The organism is Alkalihalobacillus deserti (assembly GCF_020734105.1).
Classification (GTDB): domain Bacteria; phylum Bacillota; class Bacilli; order Bacillales; family Bacillaceae_D; genus Halalkalibacter; species Halalkalibacter deserti.
Window position 1 is genome coordinate 92,809 of the sequence record NZ_JAJAFR010000009.1, and the last position, 21,629, is coordinate 114,437.

Here is a 21,629-nt window from a genome sequence, read left to right on the forward strand (position 1 = left end):
CTTAATCCCTCCCTAAAATAACGGTTGAAGTTGAGGAGAGTGTTCCCCCAGTTCCATTCACGAGTGAAATCTTTGCATCATTTACTTGTCGTTCTCCACATTCTCCTCGAAGCTGACGAACAGCTTCTATTAGCAAGAAAATACCAAACATCCCCGGGTGGCAATAAGAAAGACCGCCACCACTTGTATTTAATGGAAATGCTCCTCCAGGTGCCGTCCTTTGGCCACTAACAAAGTCTCCACCTTCTCCAGGTTTGCAAAAGCCCAATGACTCTAAAGTCAAAAGCACTGTAATGGTAAATGAATCATATACTTGGGTCACATCAATTTCATCATGTGTAACACCCGCCATTTCCATTGCCCTTTTCCCTGTGTCCTTTGCGCCAGTTACCGTTAAATCAGGCATATATGTAACCGAGTTATGCGTTTGCTTTTCGGCATGGCCTAAAATCCAAACAGGTTTTTTCTTCGCTCTTGCAGCTGCCTTAGCTGAAGCAACTATAATTGCTCCGCCTCCGTCAGTAATTAAACAACAATCCAGTAGATGCAATGGTTCACTAACCATTGGTGATGCTAACACATCTTCAATGCTAATCGGCTCACGCTTAAACGCCTTTTCATTTAATCCGGCCCACTTTCTTGTAGCCACAGCTATTTCTGCTAGCTGTTCCGAAGTCGTACCGTATTGATGCATATGTCTCATCGCCGCCATCGCATAGTGACCAGCAGGCGATGGAACCCCAAACGGCTCTTCGTAACTTAACGTCAATCCAGCAGCAGAAGGTCTTTTTCCACTCGTTCTATTAGTACTCCCATAAGTGATAAGAGCTACTTCGAATAAACCTGCTTGAATGCCTACAAGAGCATGCGCTACATGTGATTCAAAAGAAGAACCGCCAATATTTGTTCCTCCCGTGTATTTCGGTTGAATGCCCAGATACTCACCAAGCATCAATTGAGGAAAATGACCCCAACTCGCAGTAGTAAATAATGCATCGATATCATCTTTCGTAAAACCGGCATCATCTATCGCCCGTTTTGCTGCTTGGGCTTGAAGTTGAAGTACATTCATACCTGGCAAGTGACCAAGATCCGATTCCGCTACTCCAACAATGGCTGCTACTCGTTCAGACTTCATTCCAATTCACACCTTTCCACTAAATAAAAGTCATACAATTCTATATTTCTTACTAGAAAATCCTACAAAGAACAAAACATCCGAGAATTAATCCTATTTAGAACCACCTCGTTAGTTCGAGGTTTCACACACCTTCGATTTGGCAACTTTGCATAGTACGTGAAATTTTAATATAAGTCCTGTATAACCGAATAAAGAAGTGAGGTTCAATAACTCTTTCTCGGATGCAACTTCAACTAAAAATATTTAATACTCGCTTCTCCTAGAGTGGCAAATTTACCGGGCTCCATTTCAGTAGATATCTTTAAGTCAACTTGACGCCTCTCCTCGTCTTTTCTTATCACTCTAGCTTTACATGTCAATGATTGTCCAAGTGGGACCATACCAACAAATTTAACTTGCAAACGGCTGACAAATCCTTGGTTTCCGACAATTTCATTCACAAAGTTACCTAGCACCCCCATACTGATCATTCCGTGCGCAATAATTCCAGGTAATCCGACTTTTTTAGCCGTTTCTTCGTCAGTATGGATCATATTGAAATCCCCAGAAGCACCTGCATATTTAACCAACTGTAGTTTTCCGATCGGGTCTTTATCAATTTTTAATTCTTGATCCAATTCAAGTTCATTCCAATCCTTTATCATCCGTACCCCTCCTTTGCTTAACGGTAAATAATCGTTGCTTTTGAACGAAAAACTAAATTTCCTTTCAGATCTTCGCCTCTTGTTTCAAGGATATAAAAAGTCATTGTTCCGCTTTTTCCATCTTTTTCAAAAATATCTACTAGTTGATTCGTACATCTTAATACGTCCCCTGCCACAATTGGACGCTCATAAAGAAATTCTTGTGCTCCGTGTAGAGTACGGCTTAATTCCACATTAATTCCTGGCTTCGGCAACCGAAATGTAGATGGAAAAGTTGGCGGAGCCACTAAACTAGCATACCCTTGTTGTTTTGCATACTCTTCATTAAGATAGATTGGATTTTCTGAGCCAAGCGCCTGGGCAAAAGCGCGAATCGCCCCTTTTTCCACTTCGAATTCAATCGTTTCACTTTTACTTCCGATTAGAGTCTTATCTGTAGTCGTCATATTAGATCCCCTATCTTTAAAATAATAAGTTTATGCTAACGCCTTCTTAATAGCTTACTTAGCTCCTCCACCTACGTAGAGAATCTCACCAGTAACATAACTTGCATCTTCGCTAACTAAAAAAGCTATGACATTCGCAACATCCTCAGGCTCGCCAACTCTTCTCATCGGAATCGATTTACTGGCACCCTTTTTAATTTCCTCGAAATCCAACCCTTGACGCTCCGCTGTTGACTTTGTCATATCAGTAGCGATAAAACCTGGGCCTACGCAGTTCACATTTACATTAAATGGTCCAAGTTCAATAGCAAGTGTTTTCGTAAATCCTTGTAAGCCAGCCTTCGCTGTTGCATAATTGGCTTGGCCTCGTTTCCCTGAAGCACCTACGCTTGTTGTGTTAACGATCTTCCCGTAACGTTGCTCAACCATATACTTTTGAACAGATTTACTAAATAGAAAACTACCTTTTAAATGCACATTCATAACAAGATCCCAATCATCCTCAGACATTTTAAATAGAAGATTATCACGGGTAACTCCTGCATTGTTCACCAAAATGTCGACTCGGCCAAAATGAGAGACGACTTCACTGACAGCGCTTTCAACCTCATCTGCAACAGACACATTACAACCAACTGCAATTGCCTCTCCACCCGCTTCCTGAATAGCTTTGACTGTTTCAGCCCCCATTTCTTCATTTAGATCAACAATTGCCACTTTAGCACCATCATTAGCTAAACGTATGGCTGTTGCTGCTCCAATTCCTTTCCCTGCACCTGTAACTATTGCCACTCTTCCTTCTAAACGTCTCATATTCTTTTCCTCCTTTAATTTTTCAAACCTTAAAATTATCGCTCACACCTATACTTAAACCTCATTTATTTAGGTTTAAAAGCCTACTGTGCTGCGCTTCATTGCTGTCTAAGATTGTTCAAGTACAAACGGATTTTTTTCAAATCTCTTAGACACTATAACTTTCTACTTCAATTACCTTTTTTGCCACTTTACGTTTTAAAACCACTGGATTAATAGGCGCTTTCCGCGAACTCTCTTGAAGCAAGTTCAATTGCCAATCTAATGTATCGCCACTACTTGTTGTATATAGTGTATTTTTTGCAAAACCAATAATTTGATCAAACGCTTCATGAATAAATGCAACTGTCATATCAATAGCATTTGCAGATTTTTCTTCCCCATTTAATTCTACTAATTTCTTTGCACGTAACAGGGCACTTTCCATAGCATATGTCTGAATAACAATATCCCCTAAATCACTGAGTACTTCCTGTTCATCCTCAAGACCTTTATCATAAGTTTTAAGCGCTTGCGCTAAAGCCATATGATAGATTTTCTTTGTAACGGAAAGTAAGTAGGTTTCTTGATCTAGAGTTTGATTGAACGCTATCGTCGTTAGGGAATTTTGTAAGGATTCTTCACTATCCTCTAGCGCTACTTGTAATTCAGGTAATTGCCCTTTTGACAATTTTTTTACTAGTGTTTTCGTAATGAACATCCTATTCATTTCATTTGTGCCTTCAAATATGCGCTTAATTCGAGAGTCTCGATAAATACTTTCTATCTCATATTCTTGTATATATCCATAACCACCATGTATTTGTACTCCTTCATCAGCGGCATAGTCCAATGTCTCAGAACCAAAGACTTTGTTAATCGCACATTCGATCATATATTCACCGATGGCTTTTCTTGAGTTTTCTTCTAAATTAGGATCACTAAAATTGATTTCTTTAAGTTTCTCATCAAAGATTCCCGCCGTGCGGTAAACCATACTTTCCAAAACATACGTTTTTATGTTAATATTTGCTAGTTTTTGACTGATTAAAGGAAAGGAAGAAATTTTCTTTCCAAACTGAACTCGCTGGTTTGCATATTTTACTGAAACCTCAAGGGCGTGCTTACTATTGCCAAGACATCCTGCTCCAACGGAAAGTCTACCGAAATTCAGAGTATTAAAGGCAAATCGATGGCCTTCACCAGGTTTTCCTAGAAGATTTTCAACCGGCACTTTAACATCTTCAAATGTCATTGAACAAGTCGATGAAGCTTTAAGACCCATTTTCTTCTCTTCAGGTCCAATACTTAATCCTTCTGTCTCTCTTTCAACAATAAATGCACTAAAACCAGTCCCATTTATTTTTGCAAAAACAACAAAGATATCTGCAAAACCTGCATTTGTAATAAAAACTTTGTTGCCATTTAAAATATAATGTTTTCCATCTTCTGTTAAAGTCGCTGATGTCTTAATACTTGAAGCGTCCGTCCCAGATTGAGATTCTGTTAAAGCAAAAGAAGTTGTAATTGTGCCTTCCTGTAATGCTGGCAAATATTTCTCTCGCTGTGCAGCTGTTCCGAAAAAGATGATTGGGAGCATTCCAATTCCCATCTGGCCGCCAATGGTAGCAGTCATAGAAGACGGTCCTAGATTTAAAGATTCTTTAATCATTGCAAATCGAATACCATCAAGTCCTAAGCCCCCATATTCTTCAGGCAAACATACACCTAGTAGACCTACATCGCCTGCTTTTTTTACAAGATCCTTTGATAACTGATAGTTTAACTGCTGTGCCTTTTCACCGAGAACAGTGACTTCTTTTTCAACAAATTCCTTTGTTGTTTTCATAATCATTTTCTGCTCTTCAGTAAACTCTTCCGGAATCAAAACATTTTCTAAGTTCGTATTCTCTATAGTAAAACTTCCACCTTTTCCTCCGTATGAATTGATTACTTTACCCAAGGTAATTCCCCCTTTAGCTCATTTTATTAATTTAGTAGCAGTTATCTTTATAGGATACCGAATGGTACAAAAAGCAACTGAACCATTCAATACAATAAGTTGTGACTCACCTTTCTAATATGCAACTTCTGTGCCAACTTTTAAATTACTAAACTATCAGTATTTTTTGTCAACTTATCAGTTATAACGTTTCAAATCGAAACGAATTTTGTTTCAAATGTTTCAAACGTTTCAATCAAGTGAACAGATGTGAATAAAATAGTGAAAATCACTGCTAATTAATCGCAAAAAAGGGACCTATCATAAAAAGGGACCCCAATCGCAATTGACAATCTACTTTTCGAGTTTCATAATGAAACAATAAGTTTCAAACGTTTCAAAATATTAATTATAATCAAATAATTAATGGAGGTGGGCTTTTTGCAACATAAAATTGCCATAGTCGGTTATCCTCCCTTTGCTAAATTAGCACGAGAGGTACTAGTCGATATCCCTTTATGGGTCAATTATGAAATTACAGAAATACCGTTAAAATTTCTAAGCTCCCATGACTCTACTTTCGATTTACAGGCATTTTTTGATCCAACGACGATAGTAGTAAGTGGTGATCGAAGCGCCCAATCTCTTCAAAGTATACTGAAAAATTTAGTGATTCCTGTTAAAATAACAGGTTTTGATTTATTGGAATCGATCAAAGATATAGATGCCGAAGAAATAGTGATCATGAATTTTAAAGAAGATATCAAAGAATTATCTGGAATTTCTTCCCTTCTGAATGTTCGTATCAAACAAATTCAATTTAATGAAATACAAGAAGCTTATAATATCATGGAGCACTTGAGAAATAATGGGATTATGAATATTGTTGGCGGAAGCTGGGTATGCGAGGCAGCTAAGAAATTGGGAATGAATGGAATATTTTACTATTCTCATGGTGCTATAGCAAACGCTATTGAAGATGCCGTAAATATCTTAAAGGTCTATCGTAACGGTATGGAAAAAACAATATTGTTGCAAACAATGATTTCTATGAATCGGAGCGGTATTATTTCCATTGATCTCGATTCCAAAGTTAAAATTATCAATAATGTAACCGAACGGCTACTTGGAGTCACAAGTATGGAAGTTACTGATAGAAATCTTGAAGACATCATTCCAAATATTACGAACAAAACGCCCTTATCTCAATGGAGTGAACCTCAATATAACCTAATTTTTGAACATAAAAAGAAAAAGTTAATGGCAGATGTTGTTCCTGTTGTTGTTCAAGGTGAAAATATGGGACATTTAATTTGCTTGGATGATGTAGTAAGTTTACAGCAGAAAGAACAAAAAATCCGTAAGAATATTACACAAAAACCGATGATTTCAACATACAATTTCAATGATATTATTGGATCGTCTCATGTTATACAAGAGACGATTCATCATGCTAAAAAATATAGTTTGGCCAATTCTTCTATCCTCATTAATGGTGAGTCAGGAACCGGGAAAGAATTATTTGCTCAAAGCATACATCAAACAAGTTCTCGTCATCATCAACCCTTTGTTGCCGTAAACTGTGCAGCTCTTCCGGAGAATCTCATAGACAGTGAACTGTTTGGGTATGAGGAAGGGGCATTTACAGGGGCTAAAAAAGGAGGAAAACCAGGTCTTTTTGAACTAGCACATCAGGGAACCATTTTCTTAGACGAGATTAGTGAATTGCCTATCCATCTACAATCCAGGCTTCTCCGCGTTTTACAAGAAAAGGAAATAGTTCGCATCGGCGGAGATCAAATCATGCCCATCGATGTCAGAATTATAGCAGCTTCCAACAAAAGCTTACTCGACTGTATTAAGGAAGGCACTTTTAGAGAAGATTTGTATTTTAGAATTAGTGTATTGCAACTCTTAATCCCTCCTCTTCGAGATCGTCATGGAGATATAACTAAGTTGTTTCAACATTTCATTAAAAAACATGCTCATTTAAGCGCAATTCTTGACAGTCGTGATTTAGAATTGTTAACTTCCCATCATTGGCCAGGAAATGTCCGGGAACTAGAGAATGTAGCAGAAAGGTTCTTAGTTCTTTGTCAAAATGAAGCTTTGACGAAAAAAGGAGTTCAAGAGATATTGCATAAAGCCTTACATATAAACGATTTAGTCTCTTTAGAAGTAGAAAAACCTCAAAATACGTTAGTCTCAGAAAAAAACCGCATTGAACAGACACTAATTCAAACAAAAGGTAACAAGGAAAAAGCTGCCGAGCTACTAGGTATAAGCCGAACAACCCTTTGGAGAAAATTGAAAAACTCATAAACATGGCTAACTTAGCTGTTAATCGATAAGTTCGTAACATTCTCTCACATTCATGTGAAATTTTGGGGAGAATGTATCTCCCCAAAACATAAATTTAGTTTTTTAACATGCATAGATAAAGATGTACTTGGTTCTTTAATTAGAAGGCATACTCATGGCATATTATAAAACATTCTCTAAAACTATCACATGTCATAGTCTTAATAATTAATCATCACTTGATGAATAACACCAACTTCATTCGCTGCAGTACTTCCTTGAATTGCTTACAAGGGTAAATTCGATTTCCATGATTAAGTTCTCTCGACTTGAGTAAAACGTTGCCCTAATCTCCAATCGTCAAATCAACTTTTTTCTATCTACTCCAACTTATCTTTGAGTTTTATTTACCAGTGTCATGACAGCTTGCTTTAACTGTTCTAGTGAATTCTTACTTTCTTCAAGGGACTCTTTGTTTACTCCAAAATAGAATTTGATCTTCGGCTCTGTTCCTGATGGACGAATACAGAACCATGAACCGTCTTCTAGCTTGTATTTTAATACATTTGATTTAGGTAGTTGAATAGCTACTTGTTCTCCTGTCAATGCATTTGTCAATAGACTTGACTGATAATCTTCAATGAATGCAACTTTGCTATTCCCAAGATTGGTTGGTGGTGTTTCACGGAATGATGCTAGTATTTGATTAATCTGTTCAATACCTGCTTTTCCTTTTAACGTTAACGATTCCAACCCTTCTTGGTAATACCCATACTTCTCAAATAACTCAATCAATCCATCATATACATTCATTTGACGAGACTTATAATAAGTAGCTATTTCAGCAGCTAACAAACAAGCTTGAACAGCATCTTTGTCTCTAACAAAGTCACCGATTAAATACCCGTAGCTTTCCTCATAACCAAACAAGAAGCGATACTCGCCTGTTTGCTCATACTCTTTGATTTTTTCACCGATAAATTTAAATCCAGTTAACGTATCGATAGTATGTAAGTCATACTTTTCCGCAATCGCTCTGCCAATTTCAGACGTTACAATCGTCTTAAGAACAACTCCATTTGTTGGAAGGCTGTTCAACTCTTTCTTTTGCGAGAGAATGTAATCAAGCATTAAAGCACCTGTTTGATTTCCAGTTAAAACAATATATTCTCCGGAAGGATTCTTGACTGCCACTCCAACTCGATCTCCATCTGGATCAGTTGCTAAGAGAACATCTGCATCTATATTCTTTCCATGCTGAATCGCTAATTCAAATGCAGCGTGTTCCTCAGGATTAGGGGATTTCACCGTTGAAAAGTTAGGGTCCGGTAATTCTTGTTCTGGTACTACTGTTAGTTGAGAGAAGCCACTTGTCTCTAGAACACGGCGAACAGGAAGATTTGCCGCGCCATGAAGTGGAGTGAAAACAATCTTTACTTCTTTCCCAAATTCATTTATTAACTCTTTTTGAATAAGAATCGTTTTCAGTTGGTTGTTGTACTCCTCATCAATCTCCTCTGATACCACTTGAAGAGTCCGATCGCCTTTCAGCTCCATTTCATTTGCAACTTTGATTAATAACTCATCCTCAATCTCGTTTACAAACTGAACTAGATCATCAGCAGGTCCTGGTGGCAGTTGTCCACCATCTTCACCATACACCTTAAAGCCATTGTATTCTGGTGGGTTATGACTCGCAGTTATCACAATTCCAGCAAATGCATTTAGATGTCTAACAGCAAAAGAAAGTTCAGGTGTAGGACGAAGGTCGTGAAATAAATAAGAGCGAATCCCATGGTTTCCTAATGTAAGGGCACATTCTAATGCGAATTGCCTTGATTTATGACGCGAATCAAATGCAATTGCGACACCACGCTCCTTTGCCTCATTCCCATCTTTACTAATAAAACGTGCTAATCCTTCAGCAGCGCGACGGACCGTATATGTATTCATTCTGTTCGGACCTGGACCTATTTCCCCTCTCATACCTCCAGTTCCAAACTCTAAGTTTTTATAAAAACAATCTTCTAATTCAACTTCATTCCCTTTTCTTTGCTCTAAGGCTTCTTTCCATTCAGCTTCTAATGCAGAAAAAGTAGACCATTTTCTATATTGTTCTTTCCAACTCATTTTATCTCCTCCTATGGGTAGTGATCTTTTCTATCATATACAAATAAATTCTAGACTACAGCTCTAATTCCCTTTTTTAACCCAAAACAAAAAAGAGAGTATAAACACCTAACGGGATCGGTTCAAGAGTAGAAACTATTAATCCGCATACCAAGGAGCAGCACTATTGAAGGTTGATTAACTCAAAAAAAGCACTGGAATTAGCCAATGCGTTTTTATAACCTTCATAAAACTTTATTAAACTCAAGCACCCTATACTTCAATATGTGATGACACACGGATCCTCATTCCGCTATTTCTCACTAAACCCTTGTTTGAAACATGTTTTCAGATCCTGGTTCCGTTATTTGTCTATTTCAACCTTTTATTTGGCTAATTTTGTACGGTTAACGGAACCAGGATCCGTTTCAGCCCTTTTAGAACAGCTTTTCAGCATTTTAGCGGAACCAGGATCCGATTCGCTGATCTACTGATCCTTGTTCCACTATCCTCCCCCGTTTAAAAAGAAAAAAGCAATGTTAGCATCGCAAATGTTTCTTAAATAGCCAGACCGTTTAACACTTTAAATAACAGTAATCTGCTAGACAGCAGATAGTTGCGATTTGGTCTGCGTTTTGGGTTGCTATTTCATGTGTCAAAATCTTAAATACCCTTATCAATCAACATATAAAAGGAGTCCAATTAATGTGCTAAATGAACTCCTTTTTCTATTACTTTTTTAGTTTTTCTACCTCTAAACCGAACCCGTTAATACACTCTCTTCGTTTTACATTATCTGTTAAAAACAGGTATGCTGTTCAATTCACGTTCTAGATCGTTAGGCAAGGGTTGTTTCAGATGAAAAAGGTCATTAAGGTCCCGGTTACTTTGTGCAGCAATAGTACCTCCTACATCAAATAAGATCTGATTATAATAAGTTCGACCTTTTTGATTCACCTCAACCATAGCAATCCATGTACCAGGTACTGAGAAAATCACTTCTGTTTCGTAGAGGCCGCCTTCTATGCGACTAAAAGTCTTTTCAATTTGGTGAACGGTACCAGGACGATCAAATACAGCTTTCATATTTGCATTTTCAATCGGAGCTCCAAGTTCGTCCTCAAGAAACAATTGAAAGTCAACCGCCTGACCTGTTTGAAACAATTCATCAGCACCCGTAAAAGACAATGTCCATCTCGTTTCTAACTCGCTTTTAGGTAATGTCATAAACAAGAACAAAGAACTAATTAAAATAAAAATGATGCTTATCGTGATAAAAACTCGATTTAAAATCCTTTCTTGTTCTAAACGCATTATGCTTTACCTCCTCTTGGATGTGATAACAATCATTTTTTCCAAACTAGCGAGGAGGTAAACGTTATAATTTATTGCTTATAGTTAATTTGATAAATGTCATGTCGTCGGTCTCTTAATTGATTTACGCTTCCAGCACGACGGTTTCGTCTAAGAATTTCTAAATCTACATCTCCAACCACGACGGTTTCAATATTTGCTTGGCATTCGCCAACAACTCCATCACGAGCAAATGTAAAGTCTGATGGACTAAATATACCCGACTGTGCATATTGAATATCCATATTTTCAACATCTGTCAGATTTCCAACAGTTCCTGATAATACGGTATATACTTGATTCTCAATCGCTCGAGCTTGAGAACAATAACGAACTCTCAAATAGCCTTGGCGGTCGTCCGTACAAAATGGAGTGAAAATAATATTTGCACCTTTATCTACTGCGATACGAGCTAACTCTGGGAACTCGATGTCATAGCAGATTTGAATGGCAATCTTTCCACAATCGGTATCAAACACATTGACATGTTCTCCCCCTGAAATCCCCCAAAATTTACGTTCGTTAGGAGTAATATGAAGCTTATATTGTTTCTCAATCGTACCATCTCTTCTGAATAAATAAGCAATGTTATAAATTTTACCTTCTTCTTCTACAAAGTGTGATCCACCAATAATATTGACATTGTATTTCACAGCAAGACCCGTAAATAATTCAATGTAATCTTCGGTAAATTCAGTCAACCGTCTGATTGCAAGGCTCGGGCTTTTCTCTGGTAGGAACGATAATAATTGTAAGGTGAAAATTTCCGGAAAAACAGCAAAGTCGGAATCATAACTTGCTGCTACGTCCGTATAATATTCACATTGGACAGCAAAATCCTCAAAAGACGAAATCTTCTTCATCGCATACTGAATCGTTGTAATTCGAACAGGGAAGGACGTCTTAAACTGTCGCTTCGGAACAGTGGGACGATAATCAATATTGTTCCATTCCATTAACGTTGCGTAGCGCAAGGACGCTCGATCATCATCTAAGTAATTCGAATTAATTCGCTTTAACGAAAAACCATTCATTACTTGAAAAGTTAGAACAGGATCGTAAATATTATGCATCGTGACTTCTTCCACATAACGACGTGGAGTCATCTCTTTCGCATGCTTGAAATAATACGGAATGCGGCCGCCTATTATCATACTTTTTAAATTTAACTCACGAGTTAAATCTTTTCTAGCTTCATATAAACGATGACCGATTTTCATTCTACGGTAATCAGGGTGGACCATCACCTCAATGCCATACAAATTATAACCTTCATAATCGTGATTGGTGATATATCCATTATCAGTTATTTCATCCCAAGTATGCTGGTCATCATATTCATCGAAATTAATAATCAAACTTGAACAGGAGCCAATAATTTCACCATCAAATTCTACACAAAATTGGCCTTCGGGAAAGATATTAATATGACTTTGTAGATGTGCTCGTTCCCATGTCTCCATATTAGGAAAACAAAGTTTCTGCATCTCTATAATAGCATCGAAATCCTTGGCTTCAATGTTCCGAATAATCATCTTTTTCTCGAACTTAGAAATATCTATTTTTTTTGACATGTATTCATCTCCTTTACCTTACATTCATGAAGTTTACCCTTTTTTGTTTAGATTGAACACTTTTTTGCTTTTATACTAGTTCCGTTTTGAATGCCCCATTTAATCCCAAATTTGCACTTACAATCATTCATGTATCCACCTAAAAAAAAGAAAACCCCCTTACAAGCTGGTGGTTGATCAAAAGGTCTACTCTTCTTTTACAGCTATATGCACATAAATTCCACCAATTGGTGTGTCTAGAGGGACGCTAACAAAAGGACTGCTTGAATGAAACCTTGAGTCTCCCTCATTCACAATCGGTGTTGTTACATCAATAATACATGATTCTTTTGATAATTCCGTTGCCGTTGTTCCTGCCACCCAATTTCCAAACTCCTGAACAGCACTCCAACCCATCTCATCAAGCTGACCAATTTGCATTCCACCCATCATCACACCTACTAGCTCTTTTACTGTTTCAGAAGAGAATGAACAAATAATTTGACCTTTTAATTGACCTTTCACTCCTAAAATAACAGCTATTTCATTAGAAGGAATCGTACCTGTTCCTGCGCTAGGGGCAAAAGGTGTAACGGCAAGTCCAAAATGATTCGTCAGTATTTCCTTTGTAGCACGGCAAATTGCATTAATATGGTTTACATTCACTTTGTATTCCTCCAGGAACTTAATTATAAATTTTGTCGAATCGTGTGAAATTATATTTAGTTTATCATACGTTTTTACCGTTATGTGTGGTTCTTTCCTTACTTTGTAGGATTAACCTGTTCTTGATTACGCATGATATACCACTGTTCTCTTGCCATCTCGACGATCTTTGTTTCTGTCGCTCTTTTTTTATGTTGAATCACTCTCGTGAAGTAAAGACCTGCTTTTTCTCTCTTTTCTATTCTCCTTGCAAGTTCACCTAATAAGTATAAAAGTCTCAACTCGGTCATTTTCGTTCCTATATAGTCTCCTCTTTCGTAAGAGACTTCATAATCTAAATAAGCTGCTAGCAAAAATCGTCTTTCTTGGTTGTAATCCTCTATTGATCGATAAATCCATGCTAATCGAAGACAAAGTCCTCCTATAACGATTCGATTTTCTCTTTTTAAATTTGCTGAGAGTATAGCTAACTTCATAGCTTTGATGGCATCAGAAACGGTTCGTTCCTTACCAAATTCCTGAGTTTTCCAATTCTCGAACTGTTTAGCAATTTCATCCTTTGCTCCGTTTGGAAACTCGAGACTGAATGCTTCTGTTGAAGCAAAACCGCAATCTGGGCAAACATCAGTCTCATAAAATAAAGGATTAATCATTTCTTCTTTATAAACTTTACAAAAATCACTATCTATTGTTTTGATACGGATAAAACTTGAACGCACTCTCTTTGAATGAAAAGTATTTTTACAGTATAAACAAAGGACTTTTTTATCATATAAAGGTGAAAGTTGGTTTGTCATAGCGCTCATCCTAGTTTGAAAGTTATACATTTATTTTAGTCTAAAAGCACTGTATTTTACTAGTCTTTTTATCTTTTTTCATTCTAACTCTTCGGAAAATTTAAAAAGAATTTGCGGCAATTCAATTCAATGAACCCTTTTTAAAAATTCATTGGAATGATAAGACCTCTCTCATGCATATGCTTATATAGTTGCAGTGGTAACCACTTAAGGGAGGGATGATCCTTTCATCAGACGATTCAGTCCATCAAGGTGTCCCTTAAACTTCAAAACCAAATAGACAGGGGCTGGAAATATGAATAGAAGAAAAGAATGCGTAGCAATGCTACTTGCAGGGGGGGAAGGTAAACGACTTGGTGACCTTACAAGAAAGTTAGCCAAGCCCGCTGTTTATTTTGGCGGAAAATATAGAATTATAGACTTCCCTTTAAGTAATTGTATTAATTCTGGCATTGACACGGTGGGAGTATTAACACAATACGAGCCTCTTGCTTTAAATTCTCACCTAGGAATTGGTACACCCTGGGATCTAGATCGTCGTAACGGGGGGTTAACTTGCCTTCCACCTTTTGTTGAGAAAAGGGGTGGTTCCTGGTATTTAGGAACCTCTGATGCCATCTATCAAAACCGCCATTTTATTGAACAGTATGATCCTGAATATGTGCTTATTTTATCAGGTGACCATATTTATAAAATGGATTATAGTTTAATGCTTGATTATCATAAAGAGCGAGGTGCAGAAGCTACCATTTCTGTCCTTGAAGTACCATGGGAAGAAGCAAGTCGTTTCGGAATTATGAATGCTACGAAAACAGGTCACATCACTGATTTTACAGAAAAACCAGCTGATCCAGAAAGTAATCTTGCTTCCATGGGTATTTATATTTTCAATTGGTCTGTTTTAAAAGCCTATTTGAATGAAGATGCGCTTTTGTCAGAATCTAATCACGACTTTGGAAAAGATATTATTCCAGCCATGCTGAATGACAACCGAAAGTTATTTGCTTACCCGTTTTCTGGTTACTGGAAAGATGTTGGTACTATACAGAGTTTTTGGGAGGCTAATATGGATTTACTCGCTAAACAGCCTTCTTTAAAACTTCATGAGTATAATTGGCGAATTTATTCCGTTAATACTTGTCAATCGCCTCAATACATTTCACCACATGCAACGATAACGAATTCTCTTATTAATGAGGGTTGTCTTATTTATGGGAATGTTTCAGAATCGATACTATTTCATCAGGTTGGAATTGGTTGTCATAGTGAAATAGAGCAGTCTGTCATTATGCCTAATGTAAAAATTGGGCAACATGTAAAATTAAAAAAGGTCATTATTGCTGAAGGAGTAACCATTCCAGATTATACAGAGATCCTCTCACCGGAAGATGAAATTTTAGTTATTGATAAAGACACTCCCATTAAAAACCCCGCCACTATTTTAGGATAAGTTAAATTTAAAGTGAGAGGAAGAAATGAATGGAAAAACTGATGGGCGTTATTCATTTAGATAGTGAACAAAATTTACTGAAGGAATTGACTTATTTCCGCTGCGGTGCTGCAGTACCTTATGGCAGTCGTTATCGTCTTATCGACTTTGTCCTTTCCAATATGGTAAATTCACAAATTCAAGATATTGCTGTTTTTACTAGAAGGAAATATCGTTCACTTATGGATCATTTAGGAAATGGAAAGCCATGGGATCTAGACCGTAAACGTGGCGGTTTATTTATCCTACCTCCCGACTGGAACGACCCAACCGACTTATCAAAGGGAGATTTACAACATTTTCATAATAACCGCGACTTCTTTGATCGTGGTTTAGCAGAATACGTACTGATCACAGGTACTCACCATATATGCAACATCAATTATGAGAAAGTGTTTCAAGAACACCTAAAGTCAGGAGCTGACGTAACAGCCATTTATCAACCAATTCAAATACTTGACTATGAACATGCACTTGAAAAAAAATTAGAAATCAACGAAAAGGGCGAGGTCACCAATATTACAACAGATACAAGCAACCAAAATCTATTTATGGATATGTTTATTATCAAAAAGTCTTTATTGCTAGAACTCGTTGACTATTGCATTGCTAGAAAAAAAGAGAATTTATTACTTGATGGGATTATTGAAAATCTTAATAGTCTTACAGTACATTCATACGAATACAGAGGATATCTAGCTGTTATTAATTCCATTGAAAGCTACTATAAACATAGTATGTCCTTGCTTGATATAGATGTGTACACCCAGCTTTTTCTAAATCGAAAACCGATTTATACAAAACCAAAAGATGAACCCCCTACAAAATATACGAAATCAGCACGAACATCGAATTCATTACTAGCCAATGGATGTGTGATTGACGGTACAGTTGAAAATAGCATTCTCTTTAGAGGAGTGCATGTCCACAAAGATGCTATTGTTCGAAACTCTATTATTATGCAACGTTGTGAAATCCAAGAAGGAACTTTGTTAGAAAACGTAATTTTAGATAAAGATATTGTGATCTCACCACGCCGTACATTTATTGGCGCACCTGAAAACCCATATGTATTTGCTAAAAGAAAAGTGATGTAACCTATAAAAGAAGGAGTTTTGTCTATGAATATTGTGATGGTTGCTTCCGAATGTGCACCATTTTTTAAAACAGGAGGATTAGCTGATGTTGTAGCCTCTCTTCCAAAAGCACTTGCCAAGAAAAACCATAAGCTCACCATTTTTCTACCAAAACATCGAGGTCTTCCACATGACATTGCCTCTAAACTCCAATTTATTGGTTCATTTGACGTACACGTTAAATGGCGGAAACAATATTGCGGTCTTTTATCTTATGAAACTGATCAAGTAATCTACTATTTCATTGATAATGAATATTACTTTAACCGGGCTCATTTATATGATGAAGTCGATGATGCTGAGCGCTATGTTTTTTTCACTCATGCCTTTTTCAAAGCACTCGAACATCTTGATTCAACTCCTGATTTAATTCACTGTCATGATTGGCAAACAGCTCTTATTCCTCTCTACATCAAGGCTGGTGCTTATCAAAGAAATGTGAAAACGGTTTTTACGATTCATAATTTAAAGTATCAAGGTGTTTTTCCTCTCTCCGTTTTTAATGAACTGTTGCACCTAGACCATATTCATTTAGGTGGCTTAGAGTATAAAGGAGCCGTTAACTTTATGAAGGCAGCTCTTATTCATGCTGATTGGGTAACGACAGTAAGTCCTTCTTATGCAAATGAGATATTAGATCCATATTACGGAGAAGGGCTTGAATCCTTTTTACACGAACGAGGTACGAGTCTATCAGGAATTGTCAATGGCATTGATGAAGATGTTTACAATCCTGCAAACGATCTTTATGTTTCTATCCCATACAAGAAACATTATTCAAGAAAAAAAGAGAACAAACGCATCATGCAACAAGAATTAGATCTAACCATTTCAAAAGATATCCCTATGTTTGCAGTGATCAGTCGATTAGTTGAAGAAAAAGGTCTTCCCCTTCTTGTTCATATTCTAGATGAGTTATTGACAACCGAATCTGTTCAGGTTGTCATTATGGGGACCGGAGAATCAAAATTTGAAGAACACTTCCAATCGATTTCGAACCGTTATCCTAATTCATGCCGATTTATGAATGTGTTTCAAGAAGGACTAGCGCGTAGATTATACGCTTCTTCAGACTTTTTTCTTATGCCATCTCGATTTGAGCCATGTGGATTAAGTCAATTAATCGCTCTTCGCTATGAAACTGTTCCTATTGTTAGGGAAACGGGAGGGTTAAAAGATACAATCCAACCATATAATGAATTTACTGGAGCAGGAAATGGCTTTTCTTTCACGAATTATAATGCAAATGACTTTTTGAACACTATTCGATATGGCATCCATTTGTATCATCAACCAAAACACTGGAACCAAATTTTGAAAAACATCTACAAATGTAAATTGAACTGGGAACATTCTGCTCTTCAATATGAAGGAATTTACAAGCAGTTGCTGAACCCCACTAATGAGGAGGATCCCTATGTCCAAGACAGTATACAATCTGAGCCAGGTACTAAAAGAGAAGCTCACCTCGTCATACGGTAAAAGCCTTGAAGACGCTACGACGAAAGAAATGTTTCAGTCAATTTGTTTGACCATGAAAGAATCAATTCATGCGAATTGGCAGATGACACAACAAACGTATATTGAAAAAGAAAGCAAACAAGTTTATTATTTTTCAATGGAATTCTTACTTGGACGTCTAGTAGAGTCCAATTTATTGAACATGGGCATGTTAAACCTTTATAAAGAAACATTAACGGCCTTAGGCTTTGACCCGGAAGAGGTGTTTCGTGAAGAACATGATGCTGGGTTAGGGAATGGAGGGCTTGGAAGACTTGCAGCTTGCTTCCTTGACTCTCTTGCTTCTCTTCAATTACCTGGCCATGGAATGGGAATACGATATAAATACGGTCTTTTTCAACAAAAGGTCGTTAATGGCTATCAAGTAGAACTTCCTGACAACTGGCTAAAGGATGAATACATGTGGGAAACAAAACGAGGAGATAAGGCGATTGAAGTCAGGTTCGGGGGTACCGTTGAAACAACAGTTGAAAATGGACATCTCCAATTCCATCATCACGATTATGAACGAGTGTTAGCTGTTCCATATGATGTTCCCATTGTAGGGTTTAACAATAATACGGTTAATACTCTTCGTTTATGGAGTGCAGAGTCAACGACAAACCATTTTCACTTTCACTCTAGTCGTGGACATGATTATTATCACTATCTCGATTACAAGAGATCAATAGAAAAGATCTCTGAATTTCTTTACCCAGATGATTCTTATTATGAAGGGAAAATTTTACGCTTAAAACAGCAATACTTCTTAGTCTCAGCCGGTCTTCAAAGCATCCTTCATCGTTATAAAAAAAGAAATAACCCTTTAGAGCAGTTATCTAATCATGTTGTGATTCAAATCAATGATACTCACCCAAGTCTTGTTGTTCCAGAACTAATGCGGCTTTTAATGGACGAAGAAAAATTAGGTTGGGATGAAGCATGGTCGATCACGCAAAAAACAGTCGCCTATACAAATCATACAACATTGAGCGAAGCCCTAGAAAAATGGCCTGAAGAAATGATAAAAACCTTGTTTCCACGTTTGTATTTAATCATTCATGAAATCAATGAACGATTTTGCAAAATGCTTTGGTATGATTACCCTGAGCTAAGAGAGAAGATTCCGGAAATGGCCATCTTATCTTATGAACAAGTTCATATGTCACATCTTTCAATGGTTGGAAGTTTTAGTATTAATGGGGTTGCGAAATTACATACAAACATTCTAAAAGATCGAGTAATGAAACCTTTTTATACTGTATTTCCAGAACGTTTTAATAACAAAACAAACGGGATCACACACAGACGCTGGTTGTTAAATGTAAATCCTGAGTTAACAAATGTGATCTCTCAGGCAATTGGAACAGATTGGATTCATACTCCCGGTCAGCTGACGAGATTAATTCCATTTGCTAATGATGCTGCGTTCCAAGAATCCATTGCCAAGGTGAAGCATGAAAATAAAGTAAAGTTAGCGAACTTCATTAAGAAACAATATAATGTTACGGTCGATGATCAGTCCATTGTTGATGTTCATATTAAACGTCTCCATGGTTATAAGCGGCAGCTTTTAAATCTATTTCATATTATTCATTTATATAATAGATGCCTTGAAGACCCATCAGTCGAGTTAATTCCACGAACATTTATTTTCGGTGCTAAAGCGGCTCCTGGTTACTCGTTTGCCAAACAAGTCATTAAATTGATTAATGCGGTTGCTGCAAAAGTTAATACTCACCCTGAAATTAGCTCAAAGATTAAAATTGTCTTTCTTGAAAATTATTCTGTAAGCCTTGCTGAGCGAATCATACCAGCAGCAGATTTAAGTGAACAAATCTCAACGGCTAGTAAAGAAGCATCTGGTACCGGCAATATGAAATTAATGATGAATGGCGCGCTAACAATCGGTACACTCGATGGTGCAAATGTAGAAATTGGTGAATTGGTTGGGGAGGATAATATCTTTACGTTCGGTTTAACCTCCGAGGAAGTATTCAATTACCAACGCGAGGGCGAATATCGTGCCCGCGATTATTACAACAATGATAGACGATTACGTAATGTGATGGACCTCCTTGTCAACCAACATTTTTCAGGGGGTGACGTTGAGTTCAAAGACATCTTCTATTCACTTCTTTACAACAACGATGAATATTTCGTCTTAAAGGATTTTGATAGCTACATTCATGCTCAAAATCGTGTACAGGAAACGTATCAAAATCAAACAGACTGGTTAAGTAAAAGCATTGTTAACATTGCTCAATCTGGTATGTTTTCTAGTGATCGTACCATTCAAGAATACGCTAAAGATATTTGGAAGATTAAACCTTCAACGATCGGGAACTTAATCATCAAATAAGTATTCAAATAAGGGTGCTCCTTATAAGTAACGGTTTAGGAACAGAGGGAGAAACCTAAAAAAAACATACCATTAAGAGACGGGGATCGTACCGATATTCGTCTCTTCTTTTTTACTAATATACCAAGCGTTTTATAATTTTAATAAGTAAAATAACAGCCATATTAACACCTGTTTTAGCAAAGACCATGAATTTAAGTGTACTGACTAAAACGGGCGTTAAATTGTATGTTAATTATTAAGACCATTTTATTACAAGGTTTTTAAAAGGCTGGGTAGGATTTATAAGAGGAATGAAGCAGACAGTTTCTCCGGTATGTGTCACAGAAACGGTGATTTTTAGTAATAGCGAACTCAGTACCGGATTTATTTTTCATGGACAAAACATTATAACCCAAGTTAAGTCACTGGTTAATTTTAAAAATCACCTGTTCTTTCAAACCATTCCTTCCTGACCACTAATGCCTTTTCTACCTCATCCGTGAAAATGGCATCACAGCCAATTTCAATAAACTTCCTGATCGATCTAATCTCGTTTACCGTATAGGGTCTCAAACGAAACCCCTTTTTTATTAGTGCCTTTACTTCTTCCTCTAATAAACTAACATGAGAAAAATGATAACCTAACACATTTGCATGTCTTAAATATTCTTCTGGTTGAAAGAGTGCTGTCGCTACAATAACACCTGTTTCTAAAAATGGATCCTGCTTTTGAATCAAATGTACGAATTTGTGATCAAAGGAAGATAAAATGATTCGATCTTCAAGATCGTATTTTTTTAATAACGGTGAAACAGCAGCTATAATCAAATCTCTCTCAAACACATTGCCTTTCACCTCTATATTAAGAATTAACGAATGATTTGCTGCCCAAATAAGTATCTCTTCCAACGTAGGAATTCTTTCTTCTTTAAATTCGTTACTAAACCAAGAACCTGCACTGAATCCTTTTAACTCACTTACGGTAAAATGACGTACTAACCCTTTTCCTGTTGTTGTTCGCTCAAGAGAGAGGTCGTGGATCACAACTGGCACAAGATCTTTTGAAAGCTGAACATCAAATTCTATTCCGTCTGCTCCAATATCTACTGAGGCTTGAAAGGCCACCATCGTATTTTCAGGGTACCGGCTTGAGAAACCACGGTGTGCGAAAATCTTTGTTCCAGTCAAAGTTATCTCCTCTTTTCTATACCTAACTTCCAAATAGTTCTCAATGAAGATCATTTACAACTATGCTACTGAAAACTGCCCCTTTTTCTTCTCCACCCATAACAACAGGCACTGATCTCCGTGTACCCGTGAAAATGACATCTCCTTCGCTTAAACCAAAACATGGAACACTTATCGATAATTGCTTGGAAATTAAACATCATATCTTTATTATTCCCCTGTTGAACC

The 21,629-nt window shown here is 37.1% G+C and carries 16 protein-coding genes; 5 read left to right on the forward strand and 11 right to left on the reverse strand.

The genetic code is table 11. The features are described 5' to 3' along the window. Position 1: 1 nt before the first annotated feature. From LDX58_RS16460 to LDX58_RS16480, 5 genes are all read right to left on the reverse strand, one after another. The gene (locus tag LDX58_RS16460; protein WP_227937909.1) at positions 2 to 1,138 is read right to left on the reverse strand and encodes an acetyl-CoA acetyltransferase; all 1,137 of its coding nucleotides are present in this window, start codon (positions 1,136 to 1,138) and stop codon (positions 2 to 4) included. A 236-nt stretch (positions 1,139 to 1,374) separates the two neighbouring features. Next, positions 1,375 to 1,785 carry a MaoC/PaaZ C-terminal domain-containing protein gene (locus LDX58_RS16465; protein ID WP_227937910.1) on the reverse strand — a complete coding sequence of 137 codons (411 nt, stop codon included), beginning with the start codon at positions 1,783 to 1,785 and terminating at the stop codon, positions 1,375 to 1,377. A gap of 17 nt (positions 1,786 to 1,802) precedes the next feature. Beyond that, on the reverse strand, positions 1,803 to 2,231 hold the full coding sequence (locus LDX58_RS16470) for a MaoC family dehydratase N-terminal domain-containing protein (protein ID WP_227937911.1): 429 nt from the start codon (positions 2,229 to 2,231) through the stop codon (positions 1,803 to 1,805). A 54-nt stretch (positions 2,232 to 2,285) separates the two neighbouring features. Beyond that, entirely contained in the window at positions 2,286 to 3,044 is a 759-nt protein-coding gene (locus tag LDX58_RS16475; RefSeq protein ID WP_227937912.1) for a beta-ketoacyl-ACP reductase, read from the reverse strand. 148 nt (positions 3,045 to 3,192) lie between these two features. Further along, entirely contained in the window at positions 3,193 to 4,986 is a 1,794-nt protein-coding gene (locus LDX58_RS16480; RefSeq protein ID WP_227937913.1) for an acyl-CoA dehydrogenase FadE, read from the reverse strand. A 420-nt stretch (positions 4,987 to 5,406) separates the two neighbouring features. Between LDX58_RS16480 and LDX58_RS16485 the strand changes: the two genes are divergently transcribed. Beyond that, positions 5,407 to 7,287: a sigma 54-interacting transcriptional regulator gene (locus LDX58_RS16485; protein ID WP_227937914.1), complete on the forward strand. Its 1,881-nt coding sequence runs from the start codon at positions 5,407 to 5,409 to the stop codon at positions 7,285 to 7,287. Positions 7,288 to 7,656: 369 nt separating this feature from the next. Here the strand turns inward: LDX58_RS16485 and LDX58_RS16490 are convergent, their stop codons facing one another. The 5 genes from LDX58_RS16490 to LDX58_RS16510 form a co-directional block, all read right to left on the reverse strand. After that, entirely contained in the window at positions 7,657 to 9,396 is a 1,740-nt protein-coding gene (locus LDX58_RS16490) for a phospho-sugar mutase (protein ID WP_227937915.1), read from the reverse strand. A 771-nt stretch (positions 9,397 to 10,167) separates the two neighbouring features. Beyond that, a complete protein-coding gene (locus LDX58_RS16495; RefSeq protein WP_227937916.1) occupies positions 10,168 to 10,689 on the reverse strand; it encodes a FixH family protein in 522 nt (173 codons plus the stop codon). A 71-nt stretch (positions 10,690 to 10,760) separates the two neighbouring features. Continuing rightward, positions 10,761 to 12,302 carry a bifunctional GNAT family N-acetyltransferase/carbon-nitrogen hydrolase family protein gene (locus tag LDX58_RS16500; RefSeq protein ID WP_227937917.1) on the reverse strand — a complete coding sequence of 514 codons (1,542 nt, stop codon included), beginning with the start codon at positions 12,300 to 12,302 and terminating at the stop codon, positions 10,761 to 10,763. A 186-nt stretch (positions 12,303 to 12,488) separates the two neighbouring features. After that, entirely contained in the window at positions 12,489 to 12,947 is a 459-nt protein-coding gene (locus LDX58_RS16505) for a chemotaxis protein CheX (RefSeq protein WP_227937918.1), read from the reverse strand. 98 nt (positions 12,948 to 13,045) lie between these two features. After that, on the reverse strand, positions 13,046 to 13,744 hold the full coding sequence (locus LDX58_RS16510) for a DUF2225 domain-containing protein (RefSeq protein WP_227937919.1): 699 nt from the start codon (positions 13,742 to 13,744) through the stop codon (positions 13,046 to 13,048). Positions 13,745 to 14,039: 295 nt separating this feature from the next. On the opposite strand from LDX58_RS16510, the gene LDX58_RS16515 reads away from it, so the two are divergent. From LDX58_RS16515 to LDX58_RS16530, 4 genes are read left to right on the forward strand one after another with little or no spacing between them, the layout of a single operon-like run. Further along, a complete protein-coding gene (locus tag LDX58_RS16515) occupies positions 14,040 to 15,194 on the forward strand; it encodes a glucose-1-phosphate adenylyltransferase (protein ID WP_227937920.1) in 1,155 nt (384 codons plus the stop codon). Between the two features lie 29 nt (positions 15,195 to 15,223). Next, a complete protein-coding gene (glgD, locus tag LDX58_RS16520; RefSeq protein WP_227937921.1) occupies positions 15,224 to 16,330 on the forward strand; it encodes a glucose-1-phosphate adenylyltransferase subunit GlgD in 1,107 nt (368 codons plus the stop codon). Positions 16,331 to 16,354: 24 nt separating this feature from the next. After that, complete coding sequence (gene glgA, locus LDX58_RS16525) at positions 16,355 to 17,851, forward strand: glycogen synthase GlgA (protein WP_227937922.1); 1,497 nt, start codon at positions 16,355 to 16,357, stop codon at positions 17,849 to 17,851. Continuing rightward, positions 17,787 to 20,231: a glycogen/starch/alpha-glucan phosphorylase gene (locus LDX58_RS16530; RefSeq protein WP_227937923.1), complete on the forward strand. Its 2,445-nt coding sequence runs from the start codon at positions 17,787 to 17,789 to the stop codon at positions 20,229 to 20,231. The genes glgA and LDX58_RS16530 overlap by 65 nt, the downstream gene beginning before the upstream one ends. A gap of 417 nt (positions 20,232 to 20,648) precedes the next feature. On the opposite strand, the gene LDX58_RS16535 is transcribed toward LDX58_RS16530, so the two are convergent. Further along, the gene (locus LDX58_RS16535; RefSeq protein WP_227937924.1) at positions 20,649 to 21,401 is read right to left on the reverse strand and encodes a glycerophosphodiester phosphodiesterase; all 753 of its coding nucleotides are present in this window, start codon (positions 21,399 to 21,401) and stop codon (positions 20,649 to 20,651) included. Between the last annotated feature and the right edge of the window lie 228 nt (positions 21,402 to 21,629).